Consider the following 15,272-nt stretch of genomic DNA (forward strand, 5'->3'; position numbering starts at 1 on the left):
CACACACCTCCAGGAAGGGAACTTGCCCTTCCATGACAGCCCCGATCGGGGCGGTGCAGCGCGTTCCTAACGCGTTCCTCACGCGAGGACGGCGAATCCTGACGACTTCCTAACGCCCGCGGACCGCCGGGCGGCTGGAGAGCCAGGCACGGCGAGGTGAAGCGTTCAGGTCAAAGACACGAAGAGTCCGCGATCTTGAGCGCATGGACATCCTCAGGGACGAGCGGGTCGTCGTGGTATCGGGCAGCTACGGCGCGGGGCATGACGTGGTCGCCGACGAGCTCGTTCGACGCTTGGCCGCCCGGGGAGTCGTTGCCGGGCGCCTCGATGTGGCCGCGATGTTCCCGCTCGGGCTCGGCTACCTCCTACGCGGGCTGTACTTCAGGCAGCTCGCGGTCGCGCCCCGGAGCTGGGCGAGCCTGCTCGACCGGCTCGACCACGACAACCCGTGTGCCGACCTGGTCGAGCGCCTGCTCTGGCGGTTGGGACGACGGCTCCTGCGCAAGGTCGAGCATGCGGATCTCGTGGTGTCGACACACCCGTTCGCCAGCCAGATCCTGGGCCACGCGCGTGCCGAGGGGCGCCTCGCCGCGCGCGTGGTCACCTACCTCACGGACGCCTCGGTCCATCGGCTGTGGGTCCACGCGGGTGTCGACCAACACCTGGCCATCGACGAGATCGCCGCGGCCCAGGCGCGAGCCCGGGGCGCCCGGGCACAGGCCGTGGACCCCGTCGTACCGCCCACCCCCAGCACTCACGACGGACCCCGGCCCTGGCCGGACGACACGGCGGTGGCGCTGGTCGTCGGCGGGTCTCGTGGTGTCGGCGAGCTGCTCGAGGCGGCGCTCGACGTGCTCGAGACCGGCCTGTGCACGCCGGTCGTCGCCTGTGGCACCAACGCGCGCCTGCGACGACGGCTGGCACGGATCCCCGGGGTAGTCGCCCTCGGCTGGCGGTCGGATCTGGCTCGGCTCATGGCCGACGCCGACTGCGTCATCCAGAACGCCGGCGGCATCACGAGCCTCGAAGCCCTGGCCGTGGGGACGCCGATCGTGTCCTACCGCCCCGTCCCCGGACACGGCGTGACCAACGCCCAGGCTCTCGACCGGGCCCACCGGATCCCCTACGTCACCTCGCGGGAGGGTCTTGCCTCGGCGCTCCGGAACGCACTGACACCTCGGACCACGCTCGCGAACCTCCAGCTCGACGCGACACCGACAGCGCCGGATGCCGTCGAGATCCTCCTTCCGGGCGTGGACGCCGTCGGGTCTGCGGCGTGACGCCGCAGCCGATCGGAGAGCCGGGCTCCACCCGCCACGCCGCGCCGTTGCTGGCATCCGTGGGCATCGCCCGTCGCCACCTGACTCCACGGCTGTGGTCGCCGCGACTCTCGGGTATCTCCTCGAGCGGACACGTCGCCCTCACCTACGACGACGGACCCGACGCGAGCTCCACGCCGTGCTTCCTCTCCCTGTTGGCGGAGTACGACACCCGGGCCACGTTCTTCGTGCTGGGTCGGCACCTCGGGGACGGGAGCCTGCTTCGCGACATCTCGGGACAGGGACACGAGATCGGCATCCACGGCTGGGACCACACCGCCACCGTCGTACGACGAAGGGGTCGCCTTGCCGACGACCTACGTCGTGCCCGCTCGCAGGTGGAGGAGCTGGCCGGCTGCGAGGTGCACTGGTATCGACCGCCCTACGGACTGCTCACCCGTGGGACGCTCTCCGCCGCCGATGCAGCAGGTCTCGAGGTCGTCCTCTGGTCGGCGTGGGGTCGCGACTGGACCCGACGTGCGACGCCGCACTCGATCACACGCGTCGTGACCGGGCAGGTCCGGCCGGGCGGCACCGTCCTGCTGCACGACTCCGACCGCACCTCCGCCCCGGACTCGTGGCGAAGCACGCTCGGGGCCACTCGCCTCCTCCTCGACATCTGGCGCGCCCAGCGGCTCCGGGTCGGACCGCTGTCCGAGCACTGGAGCCAGCCATGCGACGGCGTGGCTGGGTAGCAGCGGCGGGCTGCGGGGCTGTCGTCGCCGGCTCGATGCTTGCTCGGCTCCCCTTGGTCAGCCGACCGCTGACTCCGGACGAGGGCGGCTTCCTCCTCGTGGGCTCGCAGTGGTCTCCGGGATCGTCGCTGTACGGCAACTACTGGGTCGACCGGCCGCCCCTGTTGATCGGCATCTTCGGGGCGGCCGGTGAGCTGGGCGGGACCATCCCGTTGCGAGTCATCGGTGTGGTCGCCGTCGTCTGCTCGGTCCTGCTGGCCTTCGAACTAGGGGTCATCGCGAACCCGAGGGACGGTGCCCGCGACGACGAGAGCTGGGCAGCGGGCCTGCGCGTCCTCGCGCCGGCTGCGGTGTGCGCCGTCTTCCTGACGTCACCGGCCTTCGGTGCCCCCGAGATCGACGGGGAGCTGCTCGCCGTGCCGTGGGTTCTCGCCGGGACGACGGCCCTGCTGCTGGCACATCGTGCGGAAGCCTCCCGCAGGCGGGTCGCGTACGGCGTCGCCGCCGGGGTGTGTGCGGCGGCGGCGTTGCTCACCAAGCAGAACGTGGTCGACGTCTTCGCCGTGGCGCTCGTCGTCGCCTGCGCACGCACGAGACGAGGAGCCAGGAGAGACCTGGTCATCGCCTTCGCCCTGGGCAGTGGTGGTGCCTTGGTCGCGGGGGTCATGGCGGCCTGGAGCCGAGGGACCTCGCCCTGGCAGCTGTGGCTGGCCATCGGACCGTTCCGCTGGCGAGCCTCCGAGGTCCTGCGGACCTACTCCCCCAGCCGGGTCGATCGAGCCCACGACCTTGTCGCAGCCGTCGTCCTGAGCGGGGCGGCGCTGGTCGTCGCCGCGGCCTCGACGCACTTGCTCCTGCACCGGAAGCGCGACCGCGTCACGGAGGGCAGCTCACCGCTGGCGACGGTCGGCGTCGTCCTCCTCGTGTGGGAGTCGATCGCGATCGCCTCGGGAGGCAGCTACTGGTCGCACTATCTGACAGGGCTGGTTCCGGGCCTGGTCACGCTGACGGCCGCCACCCTCGAGCACCCGGGCCGCCTTCTGCGGGGCATCAGCATGGCGATCGTCCTGGCCGCCGTCTCCGCGAGCATCCAGCTGGCACGGCTGGGCCCCGGAGGATCAGCGGACACCGCCGTCGCGGACTTCATCCGCACCCGCAGCCGGACGTCGGACTCGGTCGTCGTCTGCTTCGGTCATCCAGATGTCATCTGGCAGTCCGGCCTGTCCAGTCCCTACCCGCTGGTCTGGAGCCTGCCGGTGAGCGTCAAGGACCCGCGTCTCCACCTGCTCGACAAGGTGCTCGAGGACAGGTCGAGGCCGACCTGGGTCGTGGTCCGCGGCGGCCTCGGCGGCTGGGGCCTCCCCGCAGCCCGCACGCAGCGGATCCTGAGCGATCACTTCCGCTTGGTCCGCGACGTCGACTCGACGGCGATCTATCACGAGATCCACGGGCCGAGACGCGTCTCGGGCTGAGCCGGGTTGCACGGGCCCGAGGCGACTGCGACTGCCGTGCTGCGGTCACAGGTGCCAGACGGAGCCTCGACCGGGCTACCTGCAAAGATCCTGCACGATCCCCGATTGCTCTCCTTCGCGACCCTCGTATCTCCTACCGTTGCGGCGTGAAGCTCAGCAACCGAACGTTCCTCGCGCCGAAGGTGCCCGAGGTCTTCGCCACCTTCTGGATCCTCAAGCTGCTGACCACGGGCATCGGGGAGACGGCGTCGGACTTCCTCGGCACGTGGAACATCGCCGCTGCGGGCGTCATCGGCGTGGGCGGGTTCTTCGGCGCGCTGTGGTGGCAGACCCGCGCGGAGTCGTACCACCCGGTTCGGTACTGGGTGGCGGTCCTGATGGTGGCGGTGTTCGGCACCATGATCGCCGACGGCCCACACGTCGCCCTCGGCTCGCCGTACTACGTCGACGCCTCGATCTACTTCGTGCTGCTGTGTGGGCTGCTGACGTGGTGGCGGCGGTCGGAGGGCACGCTCTCGGTGCACTCGATCGTGACGGCTCGGCGGGAGCGGTTCTACTGGGGCACGGTGTTGCTGACCTTCGGGCTCGGCACCGCACTGGGGGACACCACGGCGACCAACCTGCACATGGGCTACTGGTGGTCGGTGCTGCTCTTCGGCGGGCTGATCGTGGTCCCGCTGGTCGCCTGGCGCGTGGGCGTCGACACCGTCATCTGCTTCTGGGCGGCGTACTCGCTGACGAGACCGCTCGGAGCCAGCATCGCCGACGGCCTCGCGGTCAGCCATCGGCACGGCGGCCTGGGCTGGACCACCGGCGTCGTCACCGCCCTCGGAGTCGTCCTCTTCGCCATCGGTGTCGCCTACGTCGCCCTCACCCACTCCGACGAGGAGGGCCACCATGCCGCAGCCCATGAGGCCACGGAGGCTCCCTCGGAGCGCGCTTCTCTCGGGAGCTAGGCGGTACTGCTGACGCATGAACGCGTCGCGTGTGGGGTACCTCGCGCACACACCGACCCGTCACACAGGAGAACCCATGTCCACCGATGCCATCGTGGTCCTCAAGGAGGAGCACAAGGTGATCCGCAAGGCGTTTCGCGCCTTCGAGGACGCCGGCGGCGCGGCGTACGCCCGCAAGGGACAGCTCGTGGACCGGATCATCGAGCTGCTCACAATCCACACCTACATCGAGAACGAGGTCATGTACCCACGGGTCCGCGAGCTCCTGCCCGACGTCGAGGACGACGTGCTCGAGTCCTACGAGGAGCACCACGTCGCCGACTTGCTCGTACTGGAGCTGGCCGCGATGAAGCCGGACGACGAGCGATTCGTCGCCAAGACCACGGTGCTCATCGAGAACGTCGAGCACCACATGGAGGAGGAGGAGGACGAATGGTTCCCCAAGGTGCGGGCCGGCCTCGGGCGCAAGGTCCTCCAGGAGATGGGGGCGGAGATGATCGAGAAGCGCAAGAAGGCCCCCCGGCGCCCGAGTCAGCCCAGCGCGCTGAAGAAGGCCGTCAAGGCCGTCACCGTCTGAGAGACGAGGGATCGAGCACCGTACGTCGCGAGTCCACCAGCAGAGAGCAAGGGAGCAGGACCCATGACCAGCACACCTCATGAACTCGACCAGGACCCCGACGCGCAGCAAGACGCCGACGTCGACCCCGATGCCAAGCCAACGGCAGACGACCCGGTACCCGGCAGCGGCGCCGAGGATCCCAGCGACCCCGCCTGACACGAGGAGGTGGCCCGAGATGGCCCCGACCCCTGGACCGGAGCAGTCGCCCGAGACCGACGACCCGACCGAGCCTGACGACGTCGACCCCGAGACGCTCGACCCGGAGAGTGACAAGCCCGTCGACACCGAGAACCCGACGTAGCCAGTCACAGCACGCAGCACGCTGCTGATGCCCCCCTGACGCCTCCGACCAGGTCGGCGGGACGCCACACCATACGTACGTCCGCCTATCGACGGTGACCGAAAGCAGGCCCATGATGACCACCACACCCCAAGAGCCCGACCAGGACCCCCAGCTGGCTCCCAGCGGCGACCCCGGCATCGACCCCGCGGCAGACCCGGACCTCGCGCCCGGTGGGGACCCGGAGGCAAACCCGGACGACCCGAAGCCCGGGAGCGGCACCACCGAGGACCCGAGCTGACTCCAAGGCTTCCCTGCCCGTCGCATCTTGGGGTGGGTTCGACTGCCTCGGGCATGGGTACTGGTGCGGGATGAGCCCGCACGCGGTGACGTCGATGGTCCGTCAACGTCTGAGCGCGGTCCTCGGCAATGTCATTGCGAGGGCCCGAGCGGTGCTCCGGCACGCATCACGCCGTCCTCCGCGCGTGACCGGCAAGTCAAGCCCTGACGAGTCCTGGACCGTGGTGGAGCTCCGGGCAGAGGCAAGGAGAAGAGGCCTCACTGGGGTATCCAAGCTGCGGAAGGCCGAGTTGCTGCGAGCCCTGCGATGACGGATCACCCGACGGAGCAGCCGACTGGGCAGCCGACGGGCCACGGCGACCAGTCGCACGAGGACGTGCCCAAGGACCCGCTACGGCGCTCCCGGGTGAGTCAGGCCTGGCTGTCGGTGGTCGGGCTGGCCCTGCTGCTGGTCCTCTTGATCGTGTTCATCGCCCAGAACACCGAGCGGGTGAGCATGAAGTTCTTCGGCTGGACGTGGCACGCCCCGCTGGCCGTCGTGGCCTTGACGGGTGTCGTCGTCGGCATGGTGTTGACGGTGATCACCGGCACCCTACGCATCGTCCAGGTACGTCGCCGCGTCCGACGAGAGGTGTGAGCCGGGCCCGCCGGCTGAGGCCGCCGGAGACGACCAGGACCCGTCGGGGCACGCCTGACCAGCGGAAGGCAGTCCTCCGGCAGCACGCGAACAGCGTGCGGGCAGCACGGCAGCCGAGACGTGAATATCGATGTGGGCTGCGGGTACAGAGGGGCCTCGTCGAGGAAGGGACGCCATGAGCGCGAAAGAGTCCGCACGGTCCGCAGCACCGATGGAGGACCAGGTCCCGGGTGCACCAGCTTCGAGCGCGCCGACGTACGACGAGCCGACCGACCCGGCCCCGCCGCCCGAACGCAAGCCCGACCAGACCGAGCCGCCGCTGCGCACGGCCGCGGGAGCTTCTGCGCAGGACGGGACCCGAGCTCAGCGGGGCGAGTACCTGACCACGGCGACGGGCACGCGGCTTCACGACACCGATCACTCCCTGAAGGCCGGGTCGCGTGGTCCGACCCTCCTCCAGGACCACCACCTGCGAGAGAAGATCACGCACTTCGACCACGAGCGGATTCCGGAGCGGGTCGTGCACGCACGCGGGGCCGCGGCTCACGGTCGCTTCGTGGGCTACGGCACCGCAGATGACGTGTGTGAGGCAGGGTTCCTGGCGGCGGACGCGGAGACGCCGGTGTTCGTCAGGTTCTCGACCGTCCTCGGCTCGCGCGGCTCGGCCGACACCGTGCGCGACACGCGTGGCTTCGCCACGAAGTTCTACACCGACGAGGGCGTCTTCGACCTGGTCGGCAACAACATCCCGGTGTTCTTCATCCAGGACGGCATCAAGTTCCCGGACGTCGTGCATGCGGCCAAGCCGCACCCCGATCGCGAGATCCCGCAGGCCCAGAGCGCGCACGACACCTTCTGGGACTTCGTCTCCCTGCACACCGAGGCGCAGCACCACACGTTGTGGAACATGTCGGACCGCGGCATCCCGCGTTCCTACCGGATGATGGAGGGCTTCGGGGTCCACACCTTTCGGTTGACCTCGGCGAACGGGACCACGCAGCTCGCCAAGTTCCACTGGAAGCCCGTTCTGGGTGTCCACTCACTCACCTGGGAGGAGGCCCAGCGGCTGGCGGGTGCCGACCCGGACTACCACCGTCGCGACCTGTACGACGCCATCGAGGCGGGTGCGTACCCGGAGTGGGAGCTGGGGCTCCAGGTCTTCGAGGACGCCGAGGACCAGATGTTCCAGGGGATCGACCTCCTGGATGCCACGAAGATGGTGCCCGAGGAGCTGGCTCCGGTGCAGCCGGTGGGGCGGCTCACCCTCGATCGCAACGTGACCAACTACTTCGCGGAGACCGAGCAGGTGGCGTTCCACGTCGGGCACCTCGTGCCCGGCATCGACGTCACCGACGACCCGCTACTCCAGGCTCGGCTGTTCTCCTACGTCGACACACAGCTGACCAGGTTGGGCGGCCCCAACTTCGACCAGATTCCCATCAACCGATCCCACTGCCCGGTCAACGACATGCTTCGCGACGGCTACCACCAGCACGCCGTGCACACGGGCGTCGCGCCGTACCACCCCAACTCGCTCGACGGTGGCAACCCCTTCCCCGCCGCCGCCGACCTGCGAGCCTTCGTGGAGGCACCGGTGACCGTCGCCGAAGGCGGGAAGGTGCGCGACCAGCCGGCGTCCTACGACGACCACTTCAGCCAGGTCAGGCTGTTCTGGAAGAGCATGAGCGCGGTGGAGCAGGAGCACATCATCGCGGCGTACACGTTCGAGCTGAGCAAGTGCTTCGAGCAGACGATCAAGGAGCGTCAGCTCCAGGCACTGGCGAACGTCGATGCGCGCCTGTGCGAGGAGGTCGCGACCGGTCTCGGACTCGTCGCTCCTGCGCCCGAGACAGAGCTGACGGACGAGACACCCAGCGGGGCGCTCTCCCAGATCGGAGACACGTGGCCCCTCGCGGGTCGGATGGTCGGGATCGTGGTGGACGCCGACGGCGACGTCGCGTCCCTCCCCGCGATCCGCAGCGCCCTGCTGGAAGCCGGAACGACACCGCTGGTGATCGCCGCCCGCGGCGGTGAGCTGGGCGACGGGGTCGCGGTGCAGCGGACTTTCGCCGCTGCCCAGTCCGCCGAGCTGGACGCGGTCCTTCTGCTGGGCGCGCCGGCGCCTGCTCCCGACGCGCTGACCGCACGGGACACGAAGGCAGGTGCCGACGACGACCCGATGGTGGACCCGCGCGTCGCGCTCCTGCTCGATGAGACATTCCGGCACGCGAAGCCGATGGGCGCCGTGGACCAGGGCATGGACGTGCTGGCCGCTCGCGGCATGCGCGGCCTTGCCGGCGTGGCAGAGGGCGAGGCGGAGGCCGTCGTGAGCGAGGTGCTCGACCTGTTGGGGCGGCACCGGGTGTGGGAGCGGTTCGCGGTCGACTCGTGACCGGGGCTCACCTTCGTCGTCATCGACCTCGCAGTGGGCCAGGCGGGAGTGGTCGTCGACGGCGGCGTGGATGAGGGCGTGGCCGCGAGTGAGCCGCGTGATCGGGGCCTGGGCTCTCCGATCGCTACGGCGCGACGCGACCGGTGGACTCGCCGACCTCTGCCTGGCGGGCCCAGCGGCTGCACGCCGGACCGCTGGCCGAGCACGGGAGCAGGTGAGGCGACGGCGTGGCCGGACAGCGGGTCTCGAGGTGTTCTTCCTGGCTCGCAGTACCGATCCGAGATCTTCACCACCAGCCCTGACCAACGCATCGTGGCGTGGGCGACGATCCACGACATCGACGCTTCGGGGCACTGGCCTGGCAAGACGGTGACAAGGGTCAGCGAGAGCTCGCAGCTCTGGCCCGACCCGCCAGAGATCCAGAACTACCTAGGGCGCTTCCCGGACGGTTGCAAGCCACCGTTCGCCGCCCCGAGCTAGCACCAGCCCGGGGAGCATTGCTTGATGTCCACCAGCACGACCACACCGGTCACGAGCACGATGACGCAGCGAACGCGACCAGGGCGAGAAGGAAGTCTCGTAGCGCTTTCATCGCAGAAGCCTTCCTCTATGAGGCTTCGGGGGCCCAGAGCGTCGCTACTTGTCCGGCAGGTCCCCCTCACCCGTGCTCCCCCCGGCGCGCGGGCTACGCTCGCGATGAGAGGAAGGCCGCCCGTGGCTCACGTCGCTGTCGAGGGTGAAGACCTCGGAGCCGGCACGTGCTGGTGCTGCGGCGCGGTGGATGACCCTGACCGCATGGTCCACCTCGGCAACCACCCCGAGGTCGTCATGTGTCTCGGCTGCGCCAGGTGGGCCGCCAAGGAGGCCGCCGAGATCGAGGACCGCGACCGTACGGGGGTCCTCCCGCGGGCCCGCGACAGGTTCCGCGACCTGAGGCGTGGGGTCGCCCATCGAGGCTGGCATCGCCACCGGTACCTCGGGCCGGCGTTGCGATGGCTCGGCAGGCGGCTCCCGTAGGACCGGTGTCCCGGCCTCGTGCCAGCAGGAGTGTCCGGTGTCGCCGAAGAAGCCGCTGCCCGTCAACCGTGACACCTGGTGCACCACCGAACGCGAGCCGACGATGCCGTCGTTGGGGGCAGCCTTCGTCGGATACGCATCCGACGACGCGGAGGCGGGCCACGGTTGGGACATCGTCGTCGACTCGCTCGCAGTGCGCGTCAATTGCCTCACCAAAGCTTCACGTCGACCAGACCGGGGGCAGAACCGCGTTCTCCGACTGCGCCGAGCAGCTGCTGGATCTACCAACCGAGATCCACCCCGCGACGAGCTCCACCGTCGCGTCTTCGTGTCGGGCGGGCGCTGACTGATCTCTCATCGTGGTGCTGTCCTCCCCCTGCCGGAGTCCGTGGTGACAGGATGGCGGGCGCACACGAGAGCCAAGCCGTTTTGTGCCGTTGTGGGAGCAGGCCATGGAAGTGCAGCGCGTCCAACGGTGGGTGTCCTCGGCTCTGGTCATGACCGTGGCGACACTCCTCGCCAGCGGGTTGGCCATCCTCAGCGAGGTGTCGACACGGCCGGGCGCCCGACCGGGGCTGCTGCTCTTGTCCTCGGTAGCCGGCGTGTTCGCGATGATCGGGGTGCGCATCATCAACGCCAAGGCGCTCCTGACGCCATGGCTGGCGTTGGGGGCGCTGCCGGCGCTGGTTGTCTGGATCGTCACGAGGTGAGGCGGTGAGGCGTGCCGGTCGGTGAGAACCATGACACATCATCGGCGGTGCCGGTGACGACCGCGGCGACCGCCGTGGCGAGGCCCGGAGGCTGCTGCAAGCCCATCGCGTGACCTGTGTCGGCAGCGCCCGGATAGGACACTGCGAGGGCACGCAGAACGGCCTCGAACCCGCTCTCGGGCTCGCAGGACCCCAAGCGCTGACGCTGCCTGACTCGGGCCGGGTCCAAACGGGGATCCAAGGCTTGCAAGGCTCGATGCGCCGTCTCGCGGGCTCCCGCGTATGACCAGGCCAGACGCTCGGTGGGGCGGGTGGGGCTCGAACCCACGACCCAGGGATTATGAGTCCCTTGCTCTGACCGACTGAGCTACCGCCCCGCACACATTGTGCCCGGCCGGCGAGCTCGTCGTTTCGGTCGGTCACCGGCGACCCGGTTGAATGGGGTGTCATGGACACGGCGGCGCACGGGACGACGCCCGCCGAGGTGAGTGGGCCCGGGGCCGGCTCCTCGGCCCGCGACTCGGCCCGCGACTGGCACTGGGTGGTGCGGGTCCTCGGCGTCGTCGTGGTGTTCGCCGTCGTCGCCGTCCTCCGGTCGCGGCAGGTCGACGTGCCGTTCCGCGACCCGCACGGCAAGCTGTTCGCCCACAAGCTGGTGAGCACCCTGACCACGCTCCTGGTGTTCGTGGTCGCGGACATCGCAGTCCGGTGGCTCCGCGGACGCCGGCACGGCGCCACGCCGTGGCGCGTCGCCCGCCGCCGCTGGACGCCGTACCGGGTCGGCATGGTCGCGCTGGCGCTGCTGGCCTACCAGGTCGTCTACCTCTGCTACCGCAACCTCAAGAGCTGGGATGTGTTCCGGGCGCCGAAGGACGCCATGCTCCTGCGCTGGGACCGATGGCTGTTCTTCGACCACAGTCCGGCGGTCCTGCTGCACAACCTGCTCGGCCAGGACCTCGCGGCGCGGTGGCTGGGGCACCTCTACGAGTCGTTCTCGACGGTGTTGACCCTGGCCCTGGTCTCCGCGCTGGCGTTCACCCCCACCGTCCGGGCGGCGTACGTCTTCGTGGTCTCCGCCATGTGGGCCTGGATCATCGGGGTGGGCTCCTACTACGTGATCCCGTCACTGGGTCCGTTCCACGCGGCTCCGCAGGAGTTCGCGGGGCTGACCCGCACCTCCATCCAGCACACCCAGGCCAGCTACGTCGTCCAGCGTGACCAGCTGCTCGCGCACCCGCACGCGCCGGATGCGTTCGCCCAGATCTCGGCGTTCGCCAGCCTGCACTGCGCCATGACCTGCCTGATCTTCCTGATGGCGCGGTACTACAGGTTGCGCGTGCTCAGCTGGGTAGCAGGCGCCTTCCTGGCCGGCACCGTGGTGGCCACGATCTACCTGGGATGGCACTTCGCGGTCGACGACATCGCGGGAATCCTGATCGCCTGGGTCTCCGTGCAGCTGGGCAAGCTGGTCGTGCTCGGTTCGTGGAGAACGACTCCCTCACGCCCCGTCAGACCCTAGAATCCCACCAGTCTCTGGTCGTGGAGGTCCGGTGAAGAACATCCTGTTGCTCCTGGCGATCGTGTGGTTCGTCCTCGGCGCGAGCGTTGCCAACGATCGCGGCTTCTTCGACGCGCACACCAACCGGAACTGCAACTTCATCGGCAGCGCGATGCTGACCGTCGTCGTGGGACCGGTCAACTACCTCGGGGTCCACCCTCGCGCCCACTGCTGAGCCACGCCGCCGCACTCGCGCCGACCGGCGGCGGGGTGCGCTCGTAGTAGGCGCCGGGGCGGCGTACCTGCTGCTCGAGCTGTCGCAGCGACCGCAGGAAGGGATGGCGCCGCTCGGCCCGCTGCGCGGCCTGCTCGACGTCCCAGTAGGCGCGAAGCGCGTCGTCGTCGTCCACGTCGAGAGCCGAGATCTGCACCATGCCGCCAAGCCAACCGGACCCCGGCCTGTCGGACCAGCGGTTTTGGCGGCATGCTCGGGGTCATGGAGATGCCACCACCGCTCGAACCCCTCCCCGAGGACTGGACCCGTGCGCTCGCCGTCGTGGCGCACCCCGACGACATGGAGTTCGGCTCCGCCGCGGCCGTGGCGCGCTGGACCGCTCAGGGCAAGGAGGTCGTCTACTGCATGGTCACCTCCGGCGAGGCCGGCATCGACTCGATGGACCCCGACGAGTGCCGAGGCATCCGCGAGGCGGAGGAGATCGAGTCGGCCCGGATCGTGGGCGTCGACACCGTCGAGTTCCTCCACCAGCCCGACGGCGTCCTCGAGTACGGCGTGCCGCTGCGCCGCGAGATCGCCGCGGTGATCCGCAAGCACCGCCCCGAGATCGTGATCACCGGGAACTTCCAGGAGAAGTTCGGGATGGGGATGCTCAACCAGGCCGACCACATCGCCACCGGCAAGGCTGTGCTCGACGCCGTGCGCGATGCCGGGAACCGCTGGGTCTTCCCCGAGCAGCTCACCGACGGGCTCGAGACCTGGGGCGGCGTCCGCCAGGTGTGGGAGGGCGGCTCACCCGCCGCGCTCCATGGCGTGGACACGACCGACACCTTCGACAAGGGTGTGGCGTCCCTGGCCGCCCATGCCGCGTACATCGAGGGTCTGGGCTGGGAGAACTGGGATCCGCGGGAGTTCCTCGAGGGCTTCGGCCGGCAGGTCGGGCAGCGCATGGGCGTCGCGTTCGCGACGTCCTTCGAGGTCTACCGGATCAGATGGGAGGACTGATGCCCTACCTGACGTCGGACCCGGCCATCTCACTGGACGGCTTCATCGCCGGCCCCGACCAGGATCTCGAGCACCCGCTCGGCGTCGGCGGCGCGGCGCTGCACGACTGGCACTGGGGGCCGGCGGAGGAGGAGAACGCCGCCGAGGCCGCCGCCATGGTCGAGGCCGGCGCGTTCATCATGGGGCGCAACATGTTCGGCCCGATCCGCGGCGAGTGGAACCTCGACTGGAAGGGCTGGTGGGGCGACGAGCCGCCGTACCACGCGCCGGTCTTCGTGCTCACCCACCACGAGCGCGACCCGATCGAGATGGCCGGCGGTACGACGTTCCACTTCGTGACCGACGGGCCCGAGCAGGCTCTCCGCCGCGCCACGGAGGTGGCCGGGGACGGGCGGATCTCGATCTGCGGCGGCGCGTCCACCATCAACCAGTTCCTGCGAGCCGGTCACATCGACGAGCTCCGGCTGCACGTCGTCCCGATCGTGCTCGGCTCGGGTGAGACGATCTTCGCCGACCTGAAGGGCCTCGCCTTCGACGTCGCGTCGACGCGCTCGACCTCGATGGTGACGCACATGACGCTGAGGCGCCGGCGCCACGAACCGGGTGACTCGCCCTAGGGCGGCATCCGTCGCGCGGGCGATGTGGCCGACCGGCGCCACCTGACACGATCGCCGGAGGACGCTCCCGGGGTGACGCGCGAGGAGACCGCGATGAAGATCATGCTGGCGCCGCAGAAGGTCGGGGTCGGGATGGAACGGAATCTCCGGTCCATCAAGGCCGAGCTGCCGCTGGTCGTCGGCCTGACCGAGATGGACCTGGGCAAGAGGTCGTTCGTCCCGCTGATGCAGAGGACCCTCGGCCCGTCGTACGAGGTGATCTCCACCGACGTCGGCGTCCACTCGCGCGAGATCCCGGTGGCCATCCGCACCGGCGAGGAGACCAGTGTCACCAGCTCCGAGGTCATCCCGATCTCCCGCGATGTCGGCGTCAAGGGAGTGGGCAACGACCGCTACCTGGCCGTGGTGCGGTTCAGTCACAAGGGCCGCGGCTACGTCGTGATGCACACCCACACCGACGCGGTGATCCAGAACCAGCACACCGGCAAGCTGCTCGACAACGAGCGCGTCGGACCCACGGCCGGGGCCATGCAGGCGATCGAGGACCGGGCGCGGGCCACGTTGGACGACGCCGGCGTCGCCGGACTCATGATCATGGGCGACTTCAACTACCTGGAGGTCGAGGACGCGATCGCCTGGGAGCACTCGCCGCAGGAGATGTTCGCGCGGCTCGGCATGACCTGGCACTCCAGCCGGGTCATCTACCTCGCGTGGTCACCCGGGCTGGCACCCAAGCAGCCCACCGAGACGGTCCCGCCCCACTCGAGTCGCAATGCGGCGGACCACGCGTGGCTGCTCGGACGCTTCCGCAGCACCGCGCCCGCAGCAAGGGCAGCTCGATGACCTCGAGCTCACTGCCCCGACCCGGACGTCATACGAAGCGTGCGCGATGGCGCTCGCGCCGTATGGACTCGAACCAACAACCCTCCGCTCCCCCAGGCAGACGCTGAGGCTTCGCGGCGAGGGACGCTGGCCTGGCCTGGCCCGTGTCGGTGGACGCAGACCGGATCCTGGAGGGGGCTCATGAACAGCCTGGAAGCAGTCCCTGCTCGCGCAGGGCGTCGGGAGCCGTCCGGTTCCACCGCGCAACCAGCTCGTCGACCTGCGCCGCCGACCACCACACTGGTGATGGCCGGGTGCGCCCGCAGTGATGGCGACCTCCACCGTGCGCAGAGCCCGGAGCAGCACACTGACCAGCAGAGCGAGGGCGCCAACTGTCCGCAGCGTGGCAGTGACATTCGGGCATGCCTGATCAGGATGTTCGACGGAGCGTAGAGCGCCAGGTAGCGGTGGGCTGCGGCGACGACGAGGAAGATCGGGAGGGCAAGTACGAACAGCATTCGGTGGCTCCTTCGCGAGGGGACCCCCCTTGCTACGCCCCGGACTTCCTTCCAGCGCGAACCAGGGCACGCCTGTGGAGACGCTCGCGCCGTCGGCCGACACCATCAGCGTCGGCGACCACGGCTCCAGGTCGCTGCAATGCTCCACCAGACGCGTTCCGATCATGCCGCCCGAACGCA

General features: G+C 69.6%; 19 protein-coding genes and 1 tRNA gene. 18 read left to right on the top strand and 2 right to left on the bottom strand.

The genetic code is table 11. The features are described from left to right. Positions 1 to 203: 203 nt before the first annotated feature. The 13 genes from VHW64_RS04175 (at position 204) to VHW64_RS04230 (ending at position 10,397) form a co-directional block, all read left to right on the top strand. Entirely contained in the window at positions 204 to 1,280 is a 1,077-nt protein-coding gene (locus VHW64_RS04175) for an MGDG synthase family glycosyltransferase (RefSeq protein ID WP_329649249.1), read from the top strand. Then, a complete protein-coding gene (locus VHW64_RS04180; protein WP_329649250.1) occupies positions 1,277 to 2,014 on the top strand; it encodes a polysaccharide deacetylase family protein in 738 nt (245 codons plus the stop codon). Before VHW64_RS04175 ends, VHW64_RS04180 begins: the two co-directional genes overlap by 4 nt. After that, the gene (locus tag VHW64_RS04185; RefSeq protein ID WP_329649251.1) at positions 1,993 to 3,486 is read left to right on the top strand and encodes a hypothetical protein; all 1,494 of its coding nucleotides are present in this window, start codon (positions 1,993 to 1,995) and stop codon (positions 3,484 to 3,486) included. The genes VHW64_RS04180 and VHW64_RS04185 overlap by 22 nt, the downstream gene beginning before the upstream one ends. A 146-nt stretch (positions 3,487 to 3,632) precedes the next feature. After that, on the top strand, positions 3,633 to 4,442 hold the full coding sequence (locus VHW64_RS04190) for a hypothetical protein (RefSeq protein WP_329649252.1): 810 nt from the start codon (positions 3,633 to 3,635) through the stop codon (positions 4,440 to 4,442). 76 nt (positions 4,443 to 4,518) lie between these two features. Continuing rightward, positions 4,519 to 5,019 carry a hemerythrin domain-containing protein gene (locus tag VHW64_RS04195; RefSeq protein ID WP_329649253.1) on the top strand — a complete coding sequence of 167 codons (501 nt, stop codon included), beginning with the start codon at positions 4,519 to 4,521 and terminating at the stop codon, positions 5,017 to 5,019. Positions 5,020 to 5,082: 63 nt separating this feature from the next. Further along, positions 5,083 to 5,217 (top strand): hypothetical protein, encoded by a 135-nt coding sequence (locus tag VHW64_RS04200; RefSeq protein ID WP_329649254.1) that lies wholly within the window; start codon positions 5,083 to 5,085, stop codon positions 5,215 to 5,217. Between the two features lie 19 nt (positions 5,218 to 5,236). Then, on the top strand, positions 5,237 to 5,362 hold the full coding sequence (locus VHW64_RS04205) for a hypothetical protein (RefSeq protein ID WP_329649255.1): 126 nt from the start codon (positions 5,237 to 5,239) through the stop codon (positions 5,360 to 5,362). Positions 5,363 to 5,477: 115 nt separating this feature from the next. Further along, positions 5,478 to 5,642, top strand: a complete 165-nt coding sequence (locus VHW64_RS04210) for a hypothetical protein (protein ID WP_329649256.1) — start codon at positions 5,478 to 5,480, stop codon at positions 5,640 to 5,642. Positions 5,643 to 5,948: 306 nt separating this feature from the next. Continuing rightward, on the top strand, positions 5,949 to 6,278 hold the full coding sequence (locus VHW64_RS04215; RefSeq protein ID WP_329649257.1) for a lipopolysaccharide assembly protein LapA domain-containing protein: 330 nt from the start codon (positions 5,949 to 5,951) through the stop codon (positions 6,276 to 6,278). A gap of 175 nt (positions 6,279 to 6,453) precedes the next feature. Further along, positions 6,454 to 8,670, top strand: coding sequence for a catalase (locus VHW64_RS04220; RefSeq protein ID WP_329649258.1), 2,217 nt, complete (start codon positions 6,454 to 6,456; stop codon positions 8,668 to 8,670). Between the two features lie 78 nt (positions 8,671 to 8,748). Then, entirely contained in the window at positions 8,749 to 9,150 is a 402-nt protein-coding gene (locus VHW64_RS20265; RefSeq protein ID WP_414690446.1) for a peptide-methionine (S)-S-oxide reductase, read from the top strand. Positions 9,151 to 9,465: 315 nt separating this feature from the next. Beyond that, entirely contained in the window at positions 9,466 to 9,687 is a 222-nt protein-coding gene (locus tag VHW64_RS04225) for a hypothetical protein (RefSeq protein ID WP_329649259.1), read from the top strand. Positions 9,688 to 10,184: 497 nt separating this feature from the next. After that, positions 10,185 to 10,397, top strand: coding sequence for a transcriptional regulator (locus tag VHW64_RS04230; RefSeq protein ID WP_329649260.1), 213 nt, complete (start codon positions 10,185 to 10,187; stop codon positions 10,395 to 10,397). Positions 10,398 to 10,700: 303 nt separating this feature from the next. Here VHW64_RS04230 and VHW64_RS04235 read toward each other — a convergent pair. Continuing rightward, positions 10,701 to 10,774, bottom strand: a tRNA-Ile gene (locus VHW64_RS04235). A 71-nt stretch (positions 10,775 to 10,845) separates the two neighbouring features. Between VHW64_RS04235 and VHW64_RS04240 the strand changes: the two genes are divergently transcribed. Together VHW64_RS04240 and VHW64_RS04245 are read left to right on the top strand one after the other, a co-directional pair. Beyond that, the gene (locus tag VHW64_RS04240) at positions 10,846 to 11,916 is read left to right on the top strand and encodes a phosphatase PAP2 family protein (protein ID WP_329649261.1); all 1,071 of its coding nucleotides are present in this window, start codon (positions 10,846 to 10,848) and stop codon (positions 11,914 to 11,916) included. A gap of 31 nt (positions 11,917 to 11,947) precedes the next feature. Then, positions 11,948 to 12,130, top strand: coding sequence for a hypothetical protein (locus VHW64_RS04245; protein WP_329649262.1), 183 nt, complete (start codon positions 11,948 to 11,950; stop codon positions 12,128 to 12,130). Here the strand turns inward: VHW64_RS04245 and VHW64_RS04250 are convergent. Beyond that, positions 12,093 to 12,329 carry a hypothetical protein gene (locus VHW64_RS04250; RefSeq protein WP_329649263.1) on the bottom strand — a complete coding sequence of 79 codons (237 nt, stop codon included), beginning with the start codon at positions 12,327 to 12,329 and terminating at the stop codon, positions 12,093 to 12,095. The genes VHW64_RS04245 and VHW64_RS04250 overlap by 38 nt on opposite strands. 62 nt (positions 12,330 to 12,391) lie before the next feature. Between VHW64_RS04250 and VHW64_RS04255 the strand changes: the two genes are divergently transcribed. From VHW64_RS04255 to VHW64_RS04265, 3 genes are all read left to right on the top strand, one after another. Continuing rightward, a complete protein-coding gene (locus VHW64_RS04255; RefSeq protein WP_329649264.1) occupies positions 12,392 to 13,135 on the top strand; it encodes a PIG-L deacetylase family protein in 744 nt (247 codons plus the stop codon). Further along, on the top strand, positions 13,135 to 13,752 hold the full coding sequence (locus VHW64_RS04260; RefSeq protein WP_329649265.1) for a dihydrofolate reductase family protein: 618 nt from the start codon (positions 13,135 to 13,137) through the stop codon (positions 13,750 to 13,752). Before VHW64_RS04255 ends, VHW64_RS04260 begins: the two co-directional genes overlap by 1 nt. Positions 13,753 to 13,824: 72 nt before the next feature. Beyond that, complete coding sequence (locus VHW64_RS04265) at positions 13,825 to 14,595, top strand: hypothetical protein (RefSeq protein WP_329649266.1); 771 nt, start codon at positions 13,825 to 13,827, stop codon at positions 14,593 to 14,595. Positions 14,596 to 15,272 lie beyond the last annotated feature (677 nt).

Origin of the sequence: Nocardioides sp. (assembly GCF_036267815.1) — a bacterium.
Lineage (GTDB): Bacteria > Actinomycetota > Actinomycetes > Propionibacteriales > Nocardioidaceae > Nocardioides.

Excerpts from the sequence above, each read along its gene's own strand:
- VHW64_RS04175 (WP_329649249.1), top strand. The coding sequence starts at position 204 with ATGGACATCCTCAGGGACGAGCGGGTCGTCGTGGTATCGGGCAGCTAC.
- VHW64_RS04185 (WP_329649251.1), top strand. The coding sequence starts at position 1,993 with ATGCGACGGCGTGGCTGGGTAGCAGCGGCGGGCTGCGGGGCTGTCGTC.
- VHW64_RS04195 (WP_329649253.1), top strand. The coding sequence starts at position 4,519 with ATGTCCACCGATGCCATCGTGGTCCTCAAGGAGGAGCACAAGGTGATC.
- VHW64_RS04200 (WP_329649254.1), top strand. The coding sequence starts at position 5,083 with ATGACCAGCACACCTCATGAACTCGACCAGGACCCCGACGCGCAGCAA.
- VHW64_RS04205 (WP_329649255.1), top strand. The coding sequence starts at position 5,237 with ATGGCCCCGACCCCTGGACCGGAGCAGTCGCCCGAGACCGACGACCCG.
- VHW64_RS04210 (WP_329649256.1), top strand. The coding sequence starts at position 5,478 with ATGACCACCACACCCCAAGAGCCCGACCAGGACCCCCAGCTGGCTCCC.
- VHW64_RS04215 (WP_329649257.1), top strand. The coding sequence starts at position 5,949 with ATGACGGATCACCCGACGGAGCAGCCGACTGGGCAGCCGACGGGCCAC.
- VHW64_RS04220 (WP_329649258.1), top strand. The coding sequence starts at position 6,454 with ATGAGCGCGAAAGAGTCCGCACGGTCCGCAGCACCGATGGAGGACCAG.
- VHW64_RS04225 (WP_329649259.1), top strand. The coding sequence starts at position 9,466 with ATGGTCCACCTCGGCAACCACCCCGAGGTCGTCATGTGTCTCGGCTGC.
- VHW64_RS04230 (WP_329649260.1), top strand. The coding sequence starts at position 10,185 with ATGACCGTGGCGACACTCCTCGCCAGCGGGTTGGCCATCCTCAGCGAG.
- VHW64_RS04240 (WP_329649261.1), top strand. The coding sequence starts at position 10,846 with ATGGACACGGCGGCGCACGGGACGACGCCCGCCGAGGTGAGTGGGCCC.
- VHW64_RS04250 (WP_329649263.1), bottom strand. The coding sequence starts at position 12,329 with ATGGTGCAGATCTCGGCTCTCGACGTGGACGACGACGACGCGCTTCGC.
- VHW64_RS04255 (WP_329649264.1), top strand. The coding sequence starts at position 12,392 with ATGGAGATGCCACCACCGCTCGAACCCCTCCCCGAGGACTGGACCCGT.
- VHW64_RS04260 (WP_329649265.1), top strand. The coding sequence starts at position 13,135 with ATGCCCTACCTGACGTCGGACCCGGCCATCTCACTGGACGGCTTCATC.